Source organism: Amycolatopsis sp. NPDC047767 (genome assembly GCF_040704195.1).
Taxonomy (GTDB): Bacteria; Actinomycetota; Actinomycetes; order Mycobacteriales; family Pseudonocardiaceae; genus Amycolatopsis.
The window spans coordinates 95,267-109,001 of sequence record NZ_JBEYSJ010000030.1 but is presented as its reverse complement, the minus strand read 5'-3'; the positions used below and the strand labels follow the sequence as shown (position 1 = coordinate 109,001).

At 70.5% G+C, this 13,735-nt stretch carries 14 protein-coding genes and 1 pseudogene; 2 read left to right on the top strand and 13 right to left on the bottom strand.

The features are described 5' to 3' along the window. From AB0878_RS37995 to AB0878_RS37980, 4 genes and pseudogenes are all read right to left on the bottom strand, one after another. Nucleotides 1-380, bottom strand: a pseudogene (locus tag AB0878_RS37995) (4-hydroxy-2-oxovalerate aldolase); the annotation flags it as partial. Continuing rightward, the gene (locus tag AB0878_RS37990; RefSeq protein WP_366585727.1) at nucleotides 377-1,312 is read right to left on the bottom strand and encodes an acetaldehyde dehydrogenase (acetylating); all 936 of its coding nucleotides are present in this window, start codon (nucleotides 1,310-1,312) and stop codon (nucleotides 377-379) included. The pseudogene AB0878_RS37995 and the gene AB0878_RS37990, both read right to left, overlap by 4 nt. After that, entirely contained in the window at nucleotides 1,309-2,124 is an 816-nt protein-coding gene (locus AB0878_RS37985; protein WP_366585725.1) for a fumarylacetoacetate hydrolase family protein, read from the bottom strand. Before AB0878_RS37985 ends, AB0878_RS37990 begins: the two co-directional genes overlap by 4 nt. Further along, nucleotides 2,121-3,575, bottom strand: a complete 1,455-nt coding sequence (locus tag AB0878_RS37980; RefSeq protein ID WP_366585723.1) for a 2-hydroxymuconic semialdehyde dehydrogenase — start codon at nucleotides 3,573-3,575, stop codon at nucleotides 2,121-2,123. The genes AB0878_RS37985 and AB0878_RS37980 overlap by 4 nt, the downstream gene beginning before the upstream one ends. A gap of 111 nt (nucleotides 3,576-3,686) precedes the next feature. Here AB0878_RS37980 and AB0878_RS37975 point away from each other — a divergent pair, with 111 nt between their 5' ends. Further along, a complete protein-coding gene (locus AB0878_RS37975; protein ID WP_366585721.1) occupies nucleotides 3,687-4,637 on the top strand; it encodes a LysR substrate-binding domain-containing protein in 951 nt (316 codons plus the stop codon). Here AB0878_RS37975 and AB0878_RS37970 read toward each other — a convergent pair. The 9 genes from AB0878_RS37970 to AB0878_RS37930 all read right to left on the bottom strand — a co-directional run bounded on the left by AB0878_RS37970 (nucleotide 4,621) and on the right by AB0878_RS37930 (nucleotide 12,967). Beyond that, the gene (locus AB0878_RS37970) at nucleotides 4,621-5,163 is read right to left on the bottom strand and encodes a flavin reductase family protein (protein ID WP_366585719.1); all 543 of its coding nucleotides are present in this window, start codon (nucleotides 5,161-5,163) and stop codon (nucleotides 4,621-4,623) included. The two genes, AB0878_RS37975 and AB0878_RS37970, sit on opposite strands and share 17 nt — an antisense overlap. A gap of 372 nt (nucleotides 5,164-5,535) precedes the next feature. After that, a complete protein-coding gene (locus AB0878_RS37965) occupies nucleotides 5,536-6,741 on the bottom strand; it encodes an MFS transporter (protein ID WP_366585717.1) in 1,206 nt (401 codons plus the stop codon). A gap of 202 nt (nucleotides 6,742-6,943) precedes the next feature. After that, entirely contained in the window at nucleotides 6,944-7,483 is a 540-nt protein-coding gene (locus AB0878_RS37960; RefSeq protein WP_366585715.1) for a flavin reductase family protein, read from the bottom strand. Then, a complete protein-coding gene (locus AB0878_RS37955) occupies nucleotides 7,480-7,824 on the bottom strand; it encodes a cupin domain-containing protein (protein ID WP_366585713.1) in 345 nt (114 codons plus the stop codon). Before AB0878_RS37955 ends, AB0878_RS37960 begins: the two co-directional genes overlap by 4 nt. Then, a complete protein-coding gene (locus tag AB0878_RS37950) occupies nucleotides 7,821-9,257 on the bottom strand; it encodes a 4-hydroxyphenylacetate 3-hydroxylase N-terminal domain-containing protein (RefSeq protein WP_366585711.1) in 1,437 nt (478 codons plus the stop codon). The genes AB0878_RS37955 and AB0878_RS37950 overlap by 4 nt, the downstream gene beginning before the upstream one ends. Beyond that, complete coding sequence (locus tag AB0878_RS37945; protein WP_366585709.1) at nucleotides 9,257-9,922, bottom strand: DUF2848 family protein; 666 nt, start codon at nucleotides 9,920-9,922, stop codon at nucleotides 9,257-9,259. The genes AB0878_RS37950 and AB0878_RS37945 overlap by 1 nt, the downstream gene beginning before the upstream one ends. A gap of 19 nt (nucleotides 9,923-9,941) precedes the next feature. Beyond that, entirely contained in the window at nucleotides 9,942-10,664 is a 723-nt protein-coding gene (locus AB0878_RS37940; protein ID WP_366585707.1) for an alpha/beta fold hydrolase, read from the bottom strand. 106 nt (nucleotides 10,665-10,770) lie between these two features. Then, nucleotides 10,771-11,748, bottom strand: a complete 978-nt coding sequence (locus AB0878_RS37935; RefSeq protein WP_366585705.1) for an AraC family transcriptional regulator — start codon at nucleotides 11,746-11,748, stop codon at nucleotides 10,771-10,773. A gap of 145 nt (nucleotides 11,749-11,893) precedes the next feature. Then, nucleotides 11,894-12,967 (bottom strand): SGNH/GDSL hydrolase family protein, encoded by a 1,074-nt coding sequence (locus tag AB0878_RS37930; protein WP_366585703.1) that lies wholly within the window; start codon nucleotides 12,965-12,967, stop codon nucleotides 11,894-11,896. A gap of 130 nt (nucleotides 12,968-13,097) precedes the next feature. Here AB0878_RS37930 and AB0878_RS37925 point away from each other — a divergent pair, with 130 nt between their 5' ends. Then, nucleotides 13,098-13,691 carry a phosphoribosylanthranilate isomerase gene (locus AB0878_RS37925; RefSeq protein WP_366585701.1) on the top strand — a complete coding sequence of 198 codons (594 nt, stop codon included), beginning with the start codon at nucleotides 13,098-13,100 and terminating at the stop codon, nucleotides 13,689-13,691. Nucleotides 13,692-13,735 lie beyond the last annotated feature (44 nt).

The following is a 13,735-nucleotide window of genomic DNA, read 5'->3' as shown; positions in this document are numbered from 1 at the left end:
CCGTTCTCCCGCGCCCAGCCGATGTGCTGGATCGCGATGTCGGCCTCGGTGCAGTGCGTGGCGATGCGCACACTCGACACCCCGAGATCCCGGGCTGCCCGCAGATCGTCGATCGTCCCGACGCCCGGGAGCAGCAGCGTGGTCAGCTTGGCGTTCTTCACCACTTCGGCGGCCGCGGCGATCCAGCCCGCGTCGGTGGCCGCGCCGTGGCCGTAGTTCATGCTGGAACCGGCCAGCCCGTCGCCGTGCGCGACCTCGATGGCCGCGACGCCCGACGCGTCCAGCGCGGCGGCGATCGTGCGCACCTGCTCGACGCTGTAGCGGTGGGCGATGGCGTGCATGCCGTCGCGCAGCGTCACGTCCTGCACGTAGAGTTTCATCGAAGGGCTCCTTCCGCGGCGACCTGCACGAGCCGTTCCGCGGTCCGCAGGGCGGCCGAGGTCATGATGTCGAGGTTGCCGGCGTATCCCGGCAGGTAGTGCCCGGCGCCGGAGACCTCCAGGAACACCGCCACCTTCACGCCGCGGAACGCGCGCCCGAGCGCCGGCAGGAACGGCTCGTCCACCCGGTCGAACTGCACGCGCTGCTTGAGCCGGTAGCCCGGCACGTAGTCCTGCACCTGCGCGACCATGGCCTCGACGGACGCGCTGACGGCGGATTCGTCCACTTCGGACTCTTCCACGAGGCAGAACACCGTGTCCCGCATGGTGATGGGCGGGTCGGCCGGGTTGAGCACGATGATCGCCTTGCCGCGCCCGGCGCCGCCGACGGTTTCCAGTGCGCGCGCGGTGGTCTCGGTGAACTCGTCGATGTTCGCGCGGGTGCCGGGACCGGCGGACTTGGCGGCGATCGTCGCCACGATCTCCGCGTAGGCCACCGGCGCCACCGCGGAAACGGCGGCCACGACCGGGGTCGTCGCCTGGCCGCCGCAGGTGACCATGTTGACGTTGGGCGCGCCGAGGTGCTCGTCGAGGTTCACGGTCGGCACCACGTACGGCCCGATGGCCGCGGGCGTGAGGTCCACCAGCTGCTTGCCGTGGGCGCTGAGGACCTCGTTGTTGTGCCGGTGCGCGCCGGCCGACGTCGCGTCGAAGACCAGCCGGATGTCGGCGAACTCGGGCAGGGCGACGAGCCCGGCCACGCCTTCGTGCGACGTCGCGACCCCGAGCCGGCGCGCCCGCGCGAGCCCGTCGGAGGCGGCGTCGATACCGACCATCGCCGCGACTTCGAGCTCGGTCGAAAGCCGTTTCACCTTGAACATCAGGTCGGTGCCGATGTTGCCCGACCCGATGATCGCCACCGGGGTGCTCATGCGCGTTTTCCTCCGTCCGGCCCGGCGGTGAACCCGACGCGGACCTCTCCGATGTCTTCGAACCGGGCCACGTAGCTCCCGGGCGCCGGCACGGCCACCATCGGTCCCCACGCGCCGGCCAGCACCACTTCCCCCGCCCGCAGCGGCTCTCCGCGGCGCGCGACCTCCTGCGCCAGCCACGCGACGGCGACGGCCGGTGAGCCGAGGCAGGCCGCGCCGACGCCGGTCGAGATCGGCTCGCCGCCGTGCTCCAGCACCATGCCGAGCCCGGCGAGGTCCACTTCGGACAGTTTCACCGGCCGCGTACCCAGCACCAGAGCGCCGCTCGACGCGTTGTCCGCGACGGTGTCCGTGATCCGGATGTCCCAGCCGGCCACTCGCGAGTCGACGATCTCGATCGCCGGCAGCACGAACTCCGTGGCGCGCAGGACGTCGACGACCGTGGCGCCGTCGGACAGGTCCGCACCGAGCACGAACGCGACTTCACCTTCGACGCGCGGCTGGCAGAAGCGCTCGAGCGGGATCTCGGCGCGGTCGCCGAACACCATGTCGTCGAGCAGCACCCCGAAGTCCGGCCGGTCCACGCCGAGCTGGCGCTGCACGGCCTCCGACGTCAGCCCGATCTTGCGGCCGACCATCCGACGGCCGCTCGCGATCTTGTCCGAGATGATCCGGCGCTGCACCTCGTAGGCGGCGTCGATGTCGTCTTCGCCGAGGAACTCGCGCACCGGCTGCACGGGCGTCCGGTCCCGTTCGGCCCGCTGGAGGCGGGCGGCGGCGGTGTCGATCGCCGCTGCGACCCGGGCGTTCACAGCGCCACGCACACGTTGGTCGGCTGGGTGTAGAAGTGCAGCGAGTGCACACCACCCTCGCGGCCGATGCCCGAAAGCCCGTTGCCGCCGAAGGGCGAGCGCAGGTCGCGCAGGTACCAGGTGTTGACCCACGACATGCCGACGCGCATGGCGCCCGCGATGCGGTGGGCGCGTTCGAGATTCGTGGTCCACACGGCCGCGGCGAGACCGTAGTCGCTGTCGTTGGCCAGGCGGATCGCCTCGTCCTCGGTGTCGAACGGCACGAGCGCCGCGACGGGGCCGAAGATCTCCTCGCGCAGCACGCGGTGGGTGTTGTCGAGCCCGGTCCACAGCGCGGGGCGCACCCAGGCGCCGCCGTCGAGATCAGGGCCGAGGTCCGGGATCCCGCCGCCGGCCAGGAGCTTCGCGCCTTCCTGCTCGGCGAGCTCGTAGTAGGAGAGGACTTTTTCGCGGTGCTGGCGGGAGATCAGCGGTCCCGTGGTGGTGCCCGGATCGTCGGGGCGGCCGAAGCGCAGGGCCTCGGCGCGTTCGGCGAGGCCGGCGGCGACCTCGTCGAAGATGCCGCGCTGCACGTAGATCCGCTCGGTGCACAGGCAGATCTGGCCGGTGTTGGTGAACGTCGAGCGGGCGAGGCCGTCGACGGTCTTGCCGAGGTCCGCGTCGTCGAACACCACGGCCGCGTTCTTGCCGCCGAGCTCGAACGACACCGGCAGCACGCGCGGCGCCACCGCCTGCATGATCGCCGAGCCCGTGCGGGATTCGCCGGTGAACGTGACGCCGTCGATGCCCGGGTGGCTCGTGAGGAACTCGCCGGCCGAGCCGGGGCCGAAGCCGTGGACGACGTTGAACACGCCGTCGGGCGCGCCGGCCTCGGTGATGAGCTCGGCCAGCAGCGTCGCGCTCGAGGGCGTTTCCTCCGACGGCTTCACCACCACGGCGTTGCCCGCGGCCAGCGCCGGCGCGACCTTCCAGGTCAGCAGCAACAGCGGCAGGTTCCACGGCACGATCACCGCGACCACGCCGAGCGGCTTGCGCAGCGCGTAGTTCAGCGCGCGCCCGGCCGGGCCTTCGGTGAGGAACGAGTCGAGCCCGGCCGACGCGATCGTGTCGGCCGCGGCCCGGAAGTTGGCCGCGGCGCGCGAGACGTCGAGGCGGCGGGCCAGGTCGAGCGGTTTGCCGGTGTCGGCGACCTCGGCCGCGAGCAGGTCGTCGAACCGCTCGTCGATCCGGTCGGCGATCTTCCTGAGCACCCGCGCGCGCTCGGCGTCGGAGGTGCGGCCCCACGCGCCGTCGAGCGCGGCCCGGGCGGCGCGCACCGCGCGGTCGACCACCGCCTGGCCGGCTTCCTCGACCTGGGTGACGAGGGTCCCGTCGACCGGGCTGACCTTGTCGAACAGGTCACCACCGCTGTCGGTGAACCGCCCGTCCACGAAGCTCTTGAGCACCGTCATGTCCGCCTTCCCGCGTGGCTGTGATCCCTGCTCATCGTCGCGACCTCCAGCTATGCCTGACAAATGCCAAAGCCTTAAGTTGATATGTGCATATGGCTATAGTCGCTCGGTATGACCCCTCGTGAGCTGCCGCGACTGCTCGACGGCCGGATGAAGTTCCGCCACTTGGTGCTGCTCGACGCCATCGCGCGGCGCGGCACGATCGTCGGCGCGGCCGCCGAGCTGCACGTGACCCAGCCCGTGGCGACGCGCGGGCTGCGGGAGCTGGAGGAGATCCTGGAGGTCGAGCTGTTCCAGCGGGGCCCGCGCGGCCTCACGCCGACCGTGTACGGCGAGGCCTTCACCGAGCACGCGCGCGCGATCCTCGCCCAGGCCCGCCAGGCCGCCCGCCACGTGGTGGAGCTGGCGGGCGCCGAACGCGGCACCGTGGTGGTGGGGACGCACCTGTTCGGCTCGAACGTGCTGCTCCCGAGGGCCATCGCGGCGTTGAAGGCGGAGCGGCCGAACCTCACCGTGGCCGTGCGCGACGGGACGCCCGAGTCGCTGCTGGTGGAGCTGAGCGCGGGCCGGCTCGACCTGATCGTCGGACGGCTCACGCAGATCTCCGACGAGGGCTTCCTGCGCCGCAAGCTCTACGACGAGTCCGTGGTCCTCGTGGTCCGCGCCGCGCACCCGCTGGCCGGTGCGAAGACCGTGGACCTCGCGACGGTCGCCGAGTACCCGTGGATCCTGCCCGGTCCGGAGACGGCGTTGCGGCGTGAGCTGGAGGAGCTGTTCCACAACAACGACGTGCTCCTGCCCGCCAACCGCGTCGAGGCGACCTCGTTCCTCACCGTGCGCCAGCTGCTGCGCGACACCGACGTCGTGGCCGCGCTGCCGCGCCTGATCACCGAGGAGGACCCCGGGATCGCGCGCCTGCCGCTGTCGCTCGAACCGATCGGCCACAGCGTCGGCATCACCATGCCCGCCGCCGGCACGCCCACTCCGTCGGCGAGCGCGCTCATCGACAAGCTCGTGGCCGAGGCCGTCCAGGTGACCCGCCGCTTCAGCCCTGCTTCGTGACCCGCGGACGCTGCTCGCCCAGGTCGTGATAGGCCGACTTGTGCCACACCAGCGGCTGCAGGTCCTCCCGCGACGTCGACCCGTAGTCCAACGACTCGCCCACGAAAATCGTGTGGTCCCCACCGTCGTACGCGGCCCATTTCCGGCACACGAACCACGCCAGCGCACCGCCCACTGTGGGACACCCGTGGTACACGTCCATCTCCACGTCCACCGCCACACTCCACGGCTGGCGCGCGTAGAAATCGGCGATCGCCCCCTGGTCGTTCCCCAGGATGCTCAGCCCGAAGTGCCCATCCGTGCCCTGCAGCAACTGATGCATCCGCCCCGGCTTGTTCACACTCACCGCACACAACGGCGGATCCAGCGACACCGACGCGAACGAACTCGCCGTCATCCCGTGCACCCCACCGTCCCCATCCACAACGGTCACCACCGACACACCACTGGGGAAGTGCCGCAACGCCCGCCGAAACTTCAACGCGTGCGGATCGGTGGGGGCGTAGGTGCTGCGCGGTGTTCCCACGGACGTCCTCCTCGACGTAAGCCGCTTCTGACCAGCGGTGATTGGTGCATCCATCGTCGCTGCCGGAGCCATACCCGTCCAATGCCGATCCGGGCGTCGGGCATGTCTGAACGGTCATACTCGCTTTGAGTCAGCGTCGGCGGCTGTGGCGCGTTTGCTGATCGTGCGCGGCATGTCGGGTGCTCGGCACCGGTTACGCCGTGGTCTTGGAGGGGATCTTCCCCGTTCGCGCGCTTCGGGGAGATGCTGCGGGATTTGGTCTCGGACCACGGTGGGCTGGTGTCGGTTTGTTTCTTTGCCGTGCCGTTCCCGGAGACTGCCCGTCGGCACGCGACTCTTCCTCAGGCTGTCGAGTTCACTCCGGACCAAGAGTCAAACCCCAGATTCCACCACCACCCCCACCACCCGAGAATCCCGATTCCTCCTCCACAGCACAACAGCACACCCAATCGCCACGACAGCCGGAACCGCGGCCAGCAGCAAAATCGACCCGGCCGACAAAGCCAGCGCCAGCAGCAACCCAGCCCCCGCCGGACCCACGACAGACCCGAGCCGACCCAGCGCAGCAGACCAGCCGACACCGGTGGTACGAGCATCAACGTCATACAACGCAACAGCAAGCGCCGTCTGCCCGATGTGCCCCGCGATGATCCCAACCCCGGCAACCGTAAGCACAAGCAACAGCGCCACACCAGACAATCGCGCCAGCCCGGCAACGATCATGAAAACCACGCCCAGCGCTGGAAGCACCACCAGTGCACGCATGATCCCGATCCGAGCAGCCACCGGAATCAGCACCAGCCCGCCGATGATCCCTCCCAAGCTGACGAACGCGAGCCCCAGCGGCGCTTGCGTGCGGGTGAACCCATAGCTCGTCAGCAGAGTCGGCGCCCATGAGATCAGCGTGTACGACGAGGCGAACACCAGAAACGAGTACGCCCACAACAGCCCGGTATTCGCCCGCAACTCCGTTCCGAACAGCCGCAAAACCGAAGCCCCACGCGGAGAAACAGCGACCGCGACCGCAGGCGGCAACCCCACGAGCATCGCCGCGAACACCAGAACCGTCGCGCCGCCGGCGAGCCGGAAGACACCCGTCGGCCCCAGTCCGGTGATCAGCTTGCCACCGAAGAAGCCACCGAGGGTCGCGCCCGCCGCAAGACCCAGCGTGACCGCCACAGACACCCGCGAGCGGTACACCGGAGCGAAATGTTCGACCGCAAACGACACCGCAGCAGGCAGGACCGCGCCGAGGCCGAGGCCCGACACCAGGCGCATCACCGCCAGCAAGGCCATGGAGTGCACCGGCAACACCACCGCCGTGAGCACCGTGCCGACGGCGAACACCCCGACGCCCGTCAACAGCACCGGCCGGCGGCCGAAGCGCGCGCACAGCCGCCCCGCGGCGAGGTAACCGACGACCGTGCCGACGTTCGTGGCCACGATCGCCAGGGTGAACGCCGCGGCCGTCGAGTGCCACTCGTGTGCCAGTGAAGGGATGGAAAACGACAGCGCGGCCGTGTCGAAACCGTCGACGAGAACCGCGAAGAAGGACAGGACCAGAGCTCTGAACCGCACAATGCCTCCGAACGACCAGGCCCCCCTGGCGACCGAAAACCCCCGCGAAAAACCTCAGGACTCCGGCGCGTTGTGATGCTCCCACAACGCAAACCGGTGCGGTTCACTCAGCCCACAGGTCGTGAACGTGCGATACGGAAACGGCTCCACCCAGCGACGGTAGATCAGTTCCGCCCGCACCACCAGCCAGGGTCGTCCGGCCTCAGAAGAACCAAGGCACCGGCTCATGACCTCGATCCACCACGTCGCTGAACCGCCCGCCGAGGAACCCCAGCGGCTCGCCGTCCCGTGAGCACACCTTCAGCACCTCGCCGATCACCACCTCGTGATCCCCAGCCGTCAATGCCCGGTGGACCGAGCACTCCAAGTGCACCAGGGCATCCGGAATCACCGGGACCTCATGTGCCCCCGTCTTCACCGGCAGGCCCGAGAAGTGGTCCTCGCCGCGACGAGCGAAGCGAAGGGCGAGTTGCTCCTGCCGAGTGGACAGCACGTTCAGCGCGAAACGGCCCGCCGAGACCACCGCCTCGGTAGTGCGAGCACCAGTCGTCAAGCACACCAGCACCAAAGGCGGAGACAGCGAGACCGAAGTAAGCGAATTCACCGTCATTCCATGGGGAACCCCGTCGAATACGGTGGTCACCACCGCGACTCCAGTGGCAAACCGGCCCATCGTCGTCCGCATGGCCAACGCGTCAACGGGGCCGGATCCGGGAGTGCAGTCGGGAGGCATGGTGGTCATGCGCGGTAACGGACCTCGAACGTGAGCACACCCTCTTCGGTGCGCCAGGGGCCGTGGGGCATGCCCGGGGGGCGGCAGGCGTACATGCCGGCGGTGAAGGTCTGCCCGAGGGTGAGGTCGGTGAACGAGCCCTCGAGGATGTAGACCTCCTCCCAGAAGTCGTGGGACTGGACGCCCGTCGGGGAGGAGTCGGCGCCCGGGGCGTAGCGGAGGATGCGGGTGGCGACACCGGAGGCCGGGTCCGTGGACAGCACGCGTTCGGTGATGCGCGGGTCGTCGCCCTTGCAGATGGTGAAGTCCACGTCGGTCACGGGGAAGAACTCGCGTTCGGGTTTGCTCATTGGCTGTCCTCGGAGTAGCCGGCCAGGAAACGGTCCACTTCGGACAGCGGGCCGTCGAAGCCGTAGTTGCGGAAGGAGTAGCCCTTCACCACGAAGGGCGCGCCGGCGTAGAAGAGTTCGTACTGGTGGTGGCGGCCGGCGAATTCGCTGCCGACGGCGTCCCACGCGAGTTTGAAGAGCTTGACGCGGTCGGCGGCCGGGGTGCCGGGGCTGTAGATGTAGCGGTCGATGTCCGCGCGGGTTTCCGGGGTGGTCATGTCGGCGACGCTGGAGGGGACCTGCAGCACGCCGCCGCCGACGAGGTCGCGGAGGATGGCCAGCACGCGGGGGTACAGCTCCGACTGCAGGCCCATGGCGCCGTACAGCGCGCGGCTGCCGGGGCGCCAAAGGCCGGCCGAGTCGGGCGAGGCCGTGTACTCAGCGGCCAGCACGGCGGACTCCACAAGGGACACCAGGCTGGCCAGCTCGCCGAGTTTCTCCACGACACCGGGGAACTTGTCGACGCCGTTGACCGCCGCGACCTTGCGCGCCAGGCCGGCCAGGAACTGCAGCTTCACCGAGAACCGGATCTGCGCCTGCCAGTTGCCCAGCACGTGCGCGCCCGTCGCGAAGAACTGGTTGCGGACGCCGGCGACGTCGCGGTAGACGAACACGCGGTCCCACGGCACGAACACGTCGTCGAAGATCAGCAACGCGTCGGTCTCGTCGAAGCGCGTGGTGAGCGGGTAGTCGTAGTGACTCGTCGCGGCGGGCGCGTACGGGCGGCGGCAGTAGAGCTTGAGGCCCTCGGTGTCCACGGGCAGCACGAAGCTGAGCGCGAAATCCGTGTCCTCCGGCGTCAGCGGCTTGATGCACGACACGAGGATCTCGTCGGCGACCGGACCGCCCGTGGCCAGCATCTGCGCACCCCGCACCACGATGCCGTCGGCGCGCTCCTCGGCGACGCCGACCTGCACCAGATCGCCGTCCCACGCGCTCGCCGTGGTGGCGCGCGAAACCTGCGGCGGGATGATCGCGTACGACAGGTACAGATCCTCCTCGACGACACGCTTCTGGAACGCCGTCACGTTCGCCGCGTAGTCGCCGAACACGTCCGGGTGCGACGCGAACGCGGCGAGGAACGCGCCGACGTGGTCGGGACTGCGGCCCACCCAGCCGTGGGTGTGGCGCGCCCAGGTGGTGGCGGCCTCGCGGAACGCCGTGAGGTCCTCGCGGCTGCGCGGCGCGGTGAACAGCCGGTTCACCACGTCGCCGTCCGGGCCCGGCCGCGTCATGCCGGACGCGGGGTCGGCGGCGAGGTCGAACAGCTCCGACACGGTCTTCGCGATCGGCGCGAACGCCGGGTGCCGCGCCACACCGTCCACGCGCTTGCCGTCGAGGTAGACGCGCCGTCCGTCGTCGAGGGCGCTCAGGTACTGCGATCCGGTGCGCATCAAGCCTTCCTTCGCTGGGTTTCGTACACATGGGTCAGGGTTTCGCCGCCGGGCAGCCGCAGGTCGACGCGCCAGCGCGAACCAAAGACGAACTTCCCGCCGAGCAAGGAAAGCGTGCCGCAGAACAGCACGAGGTCACCGCCGTCGTCCAGCCCGGCCGGCATCCGGCCGAGCGTGTCCGAGGGGTGGCGCAGCGTCGCGACACTGCCGCTCTGATAAGCCGCAGAGTCCACACCGGACTCCACGACCAGGCCATCCCAGTCCACAACGGACAGGTCGGGCCCGATCTCCACCACCCGCGAGCCCAGCGGCTTCGGGCATGCGGCCTTGCTCTGCGCGATGTCGACACGTTCGAGCTCCCGGTCGGTGTGATCGGAGCCGACGCCGAGGTAGTACCGCCCGTCGTGACGGATCACCACGGGCTCGACCTCCCCCGACGTCGTCGCCGAACCCACCTCGACCAACGGTGAAGTGGTCAACAGTTCGGGCGAGAGCACGTAATACGCCGGCACACTCGCCGGCCGCGGCACGCCGATCGCCGCGAGCTCGGCGATGTGGTGCTCCACAGCGGCCTCGTCCTTCGCGGTGTAGCCCGCCACCACGATCCGCTCCGGCGCGATCACGAACGTCGCGCCGGAGCCGACCACCGTCAATTCGATCGTCACTTCACTCCTCAAAGGACGGTCAGTCCCGCCCCGCCTCGATGAACTTGCGCGCTGTCAGCTCGGGGTTCGCCAGCAGCACCTCGTGGCTGCCCTCCATGCCGACGAGCCGGAACATCACGAGCCGGTTGGACAGCCGCGGGTGCCGCCCCCACTCGCCCTGCGTGATGTCGTTGTCCTCGGACGGCGCCAAGTAGCTGAACGCCTGCGGCACCTTGTCCCAGCCCGTCATGTCCGCCGGGTCGGTGAAGGCGCTCCACGGCTGCGGGCGCAACACGTCGTACACGCGCTTCGCCTCCTCCGCCGAGGCATCGCCGTAGAACGCGTCGCGCCACACGGGGAACGGCAGCACCACGCCACCGTCGGTGCGTTCGTCGTAGCTCGCCTGCAGCGCGGCGACGAGGTGCGGCGGGATCTCGTCGACGAGCGCCCGGCCGTGCGCCGGCACGAAGGCGGCGAAGTAGACCAGCCGCCGCATCCGTTCGGGCAGCTCGATCGCCACGCGGGAGATCACGTACCCGCCCCAGCTGTGCCCGACCAGCACGACGTCGGTCAGGTCGTGCTCCCGGATGTAGTCGACGATCGGCTGCGCGGCGCCGCGCAGGTCGACGTGCTTGTCGTCGTTCTCGCCGAGGCCGCCGGCCGTCGGGGTGTGGACCTCGTGGCCCGCGTCCTCCAAGTGCTTGCGGACGGGGTCCCACAGTTCCCCGAAGTGCCACGCCCCGTGCACCAGTACGAATCGCATCCGCCGCTCCGTTCTCGCCGATGAGTGCGTACGGCACATGCTGCTGTCGGCGAGCGGGAAGGACTATCGGCGAAGCGACGCGCGAGCATCGGATTCGCGCAAACCGTCAGCGGCGGCCCAGCACGGCCGACGGCGTGACCCCGAAGCGCGCCTTGAACTGCGTGGCGAACTCGCCCAGGTGGAAGTAGCCGCATTCCGCCGCGACGCCCGTCACGGTCGTGGTCCCCGGCTCACCCGCCGCGAGCAGCCGGCGGGCCCGGTCGAGCCGCTGCCCCCGCAGCCACTGGCCAGGCGTCGTGTCGAGGTCCCGGCGGAACCCGGCCTGCAGGCTGCGCAGGCTCGTCCCGCTCTGCCTCGCGACCTCCGACAGGCTGATCGGCTCGGCGAGGTGGTCGAGCAGGTACTCCATCGCCCGCCGCACCTGCGCCGACGGCACCCGCGCGGGCTCGGCTTCCTCCTCGCGCAGCTGCGTGAGCAGGAACGACTCGATCACCAGCTCGCCCAGTTGCTGCCCGACCTCCGGCCGCGCGACGCTCGGCCCCAGCGTCGGCAGGCTGACCACGCTCTCCAGCAGCCGGTACAGGAACGCGGGCTGCTCCGGCAGCGACAGCGAGAGATCCACCGGACCGGCGGTCGCGACCCCGCGGATCCGGCGGGCCGTGCTCTCGACCCAGCGCCGGTCCATCCGCACGATCAGCTGGTCGAACGCGCTGTCGATGTCCAGCTTGAACTCCCGGTACGGCCCCACGATCGCGGGCCGCCCCGGCGCGAGCTCCGCGGTGTCGCGCCCGTAGGTGAACTTCGCGGACCCGGCGACGGGCAGCGTCAGCAGGAAGTTGTCCTCTTCGGGCACGGCGGGCGCGACCGTCACGTCGGCCCCGTAGCGCAGGCGGTTGAGCGAGATCGGGCCCGCCGAGAGGTGCTCCAACCGGGTCGCCAGCCGCGCCCGGCGCGAATGCACCACGAGCCGATGCGGCCGCAACGCCTGCGCGCAGGCCTGCGTGACCTCGTCGGGATCACCGCTGGACGCGAGCACCTGCTGCGACACGTCGGCCAGGCCGGCCGCGAGCTGCGCTGCTGTCATGCCGCCTCCCGGTGTGTTGTCCCTCAGGACAACATCCCGGCTCGCCGTTGTCCAGCGGACCCGAGAAGCGGGCGCGGCGATGCCACCGTCACGAATCAGTGCGGCCGGACCGAGTGGCCGGACGGCACCGGCGCACCCGCGTCACTCAAGCCGAAACGACCTCGAGCTCCGCCGCGGCGATGTCGGCCGCACCGGCCGCGTTGGGGTGGAACGCGTCGTTCATCAGGCCCGCGTCCGCGGCGGCGGCGTAGCTGCCCCAGCGGTCGAAGAGATCGAGCACCGGGACGCCGTGGGCATTGGCCACGGCGTACACGGCGTCGCGGTACGGCGACAGGTCGACCCAGTCCGGGTCGCCGGGGATCTGGGCCTCGAGGACGACGTCGCAGGTGTTCTCCAGTGCGGACACCATCGTGTCGAGGTTGGCCGCGTACCGGTCCGGCGCGATGAACGTCTGCTCGTTGGCGTCGTTCGTCATCAGCGCGATCAGGGCGAGGTCCGGCGCCCACGCCACCACGTGGTTCAGCGCCGAATACGCCGCGCCACCGGCAACCCAGTCCTCGGTGGTCGACATCGAGATGCCGAAGTCGCCGATCGTGATGCCGTCGGCGGCTTCGAGCCCGATGCTGCCGACGCGCAGCTCACCGGCCTCGCCGGCCACGGTGACCGTGACGGTGTGGCGGCCGGCGGCCAGCTTGGGAAGCGCGACGAGGTGCGTCGCCAGGCCGGCCGCGCCGCTGACCCGGACCGGGCCGGGCTCGGCGCCGTCGATCGCGATCGTGCACTCGCGCGAGTCCAGCGTGGTGATGACGCGGGCGAGGTAGTCGCCGGCCTCCGCGACGAAAGCGGTGAGCGAGACGGAGCCGCCGCTCGTCGCGGACGAGGCGAACGTGGTCAGCGCGCCGGGCGCGAACTCGGACCAGGACCCGGTGAACGTCAGCCGGGAATCGGCCGTCATGGTGCGCGGGTTCAGGATCACCGAGGCGCCCCGCACCGGGAAGCCCCGGGCCGCCAGCATGCCGCCCATCACCACCGGCGGCGACTGCGTGGCGGGCTGGAGTCCCTGACCGGCGCTGATGGAGTCGCCGATCTTCGCGTACCTCGCCGAACCGGTTCCGGCGACGGCGGCGGCCCGCTTCCAGCGCCAGCGCCGGATCGAGGCCGCAGTCATCCCGGACAGCTGCCGGCCGTCGTCGGATCCGCCGGGGTGCGCCGTGACCATCGTGCGAGCTCCTTCGTCGGGCGGACGTCGACCCATAATCACATCCGCGCCGCCGCGCGGGTGTCCGATCCGTCACGTTGGTGATGCGAGTGCGCGCGTGATGCCCGCCCGTCACCGTTAGGGTCGGGGCGTGTTCGTGAAGATCTGCGGCCTGAAGACGGCGGCCGACGTGACGTGCGCGGTCGAAGCGGGAGCCGACGCCGTGGGGTTCCTGCTGTGCGAGAGCCCGCGGCAGGTCACCCGCGCCGAGGCGGCGCAGCTCGCGGCCGGTGTGCCCGGCGAGGTGCTCACGGTCGGGGTGTTCAAGGGTGTGGCCGTGCGGGAGATCCGCGACGCCGTGGCCGAGACCGGGATCCGGGCCGTCCAGCTGCACGGCTCCGGGTACTCACCGGCCGACTTCGCGGCGTTGCGCGATCTGCCCGTGCGGCTGATCCGGGCCGCGGCACTGCGCTCCGGAGAGATCCCGGCCGTCGGCGAATACGGCGAAGACCTGCTCCTGCTCGACTCCCCCAACGCCGGCTCCGGCGAGACGTGGGACTGGTCGGCCAAGACGCCCGACGGCGACTGGCTGCTGGCCGGCGGCCTCACCCCGGACAACGTGGCCGACGCCGTCGCCACCGTCCGCCCGTGGGGAGTGGACGTCTCCAGCGGCGTCGAGTCCTCCCGCGGCGTCAAGGACCAGGCGCTGATTCGAGCTTTCCTCAGCGCCGCAAGGAGTTCCTGACCGCGGACGACAGCGGGTGGGCGCCGATGACCACCCGCTGCCGG

Bases quoted from the DNA above. Each gene is read 5' to 3' on its own strand.
- AB0878_RS37990 (WP_366585727.1), bottom strand. From the start codon at position 1,312: ATGAGCACCCCGGTGGCGATCATCGGGTCGGGCAACATCGGCACCGAC.
- AB0878_RS37980 (WP_366585723.1), bottom strand. From the start codon at position 3,575: ATGACGGTGCTCAAGAGCTTCGTGGACGGGCGGTTCACCGACAGCGGT.
- AB0878_RS37975 (WP_366585721.1), top strand. From the start codon at position 3,687: ATGACCCCTCGTGAGCTGCCGCGACTGCTCGACGGCCGGATGAAGTTC.
- AB0878_RS37960 (WP_366585715.1), bottom strand. From the start codon at position 7,483: ATGACCACCATGCCTCCCGACTGCACTCCCGGATCCGGCCCCGTTGAC.
- AB0878_RS37955 (WP_366585713.1), bottom strand. From the start codon at position 7,824: ATGAGCAAACCCGAACGCGAGTTCTTCCCCGTGACCGACGTGGACTTC.
- AB0878_RS37950 (WP_366585711.1), bottom strand. From the start codon at position 9,257: ATGCGCACCGGATCGCAGTACCTGAGCGCCCTCGACGACGGACGGCGC.
- AB0878_RS37940 (WP_366585707.1), bottom strand. From the start codon at position 10,664: ATGCGATTCGTACTGGTGCACGGGGCGTGGCACTTCGGGGAACTGTGG.
- AB0878_RS37935 (WP_366585705.1), bottom strand. From the start codon at position 11,748: ATGACAGCAGCGCAGCTCGCGGCCGGCCTGGCCGACGTGTCGCAGCAG.
- AB0878_RS37930 (WP_366585703.1), bottom strand. From the start codon at position 12,967: ATGGTCACGGCGCACCCCGGCGGATCCGACGACGGCCGGCAGCTGTCC.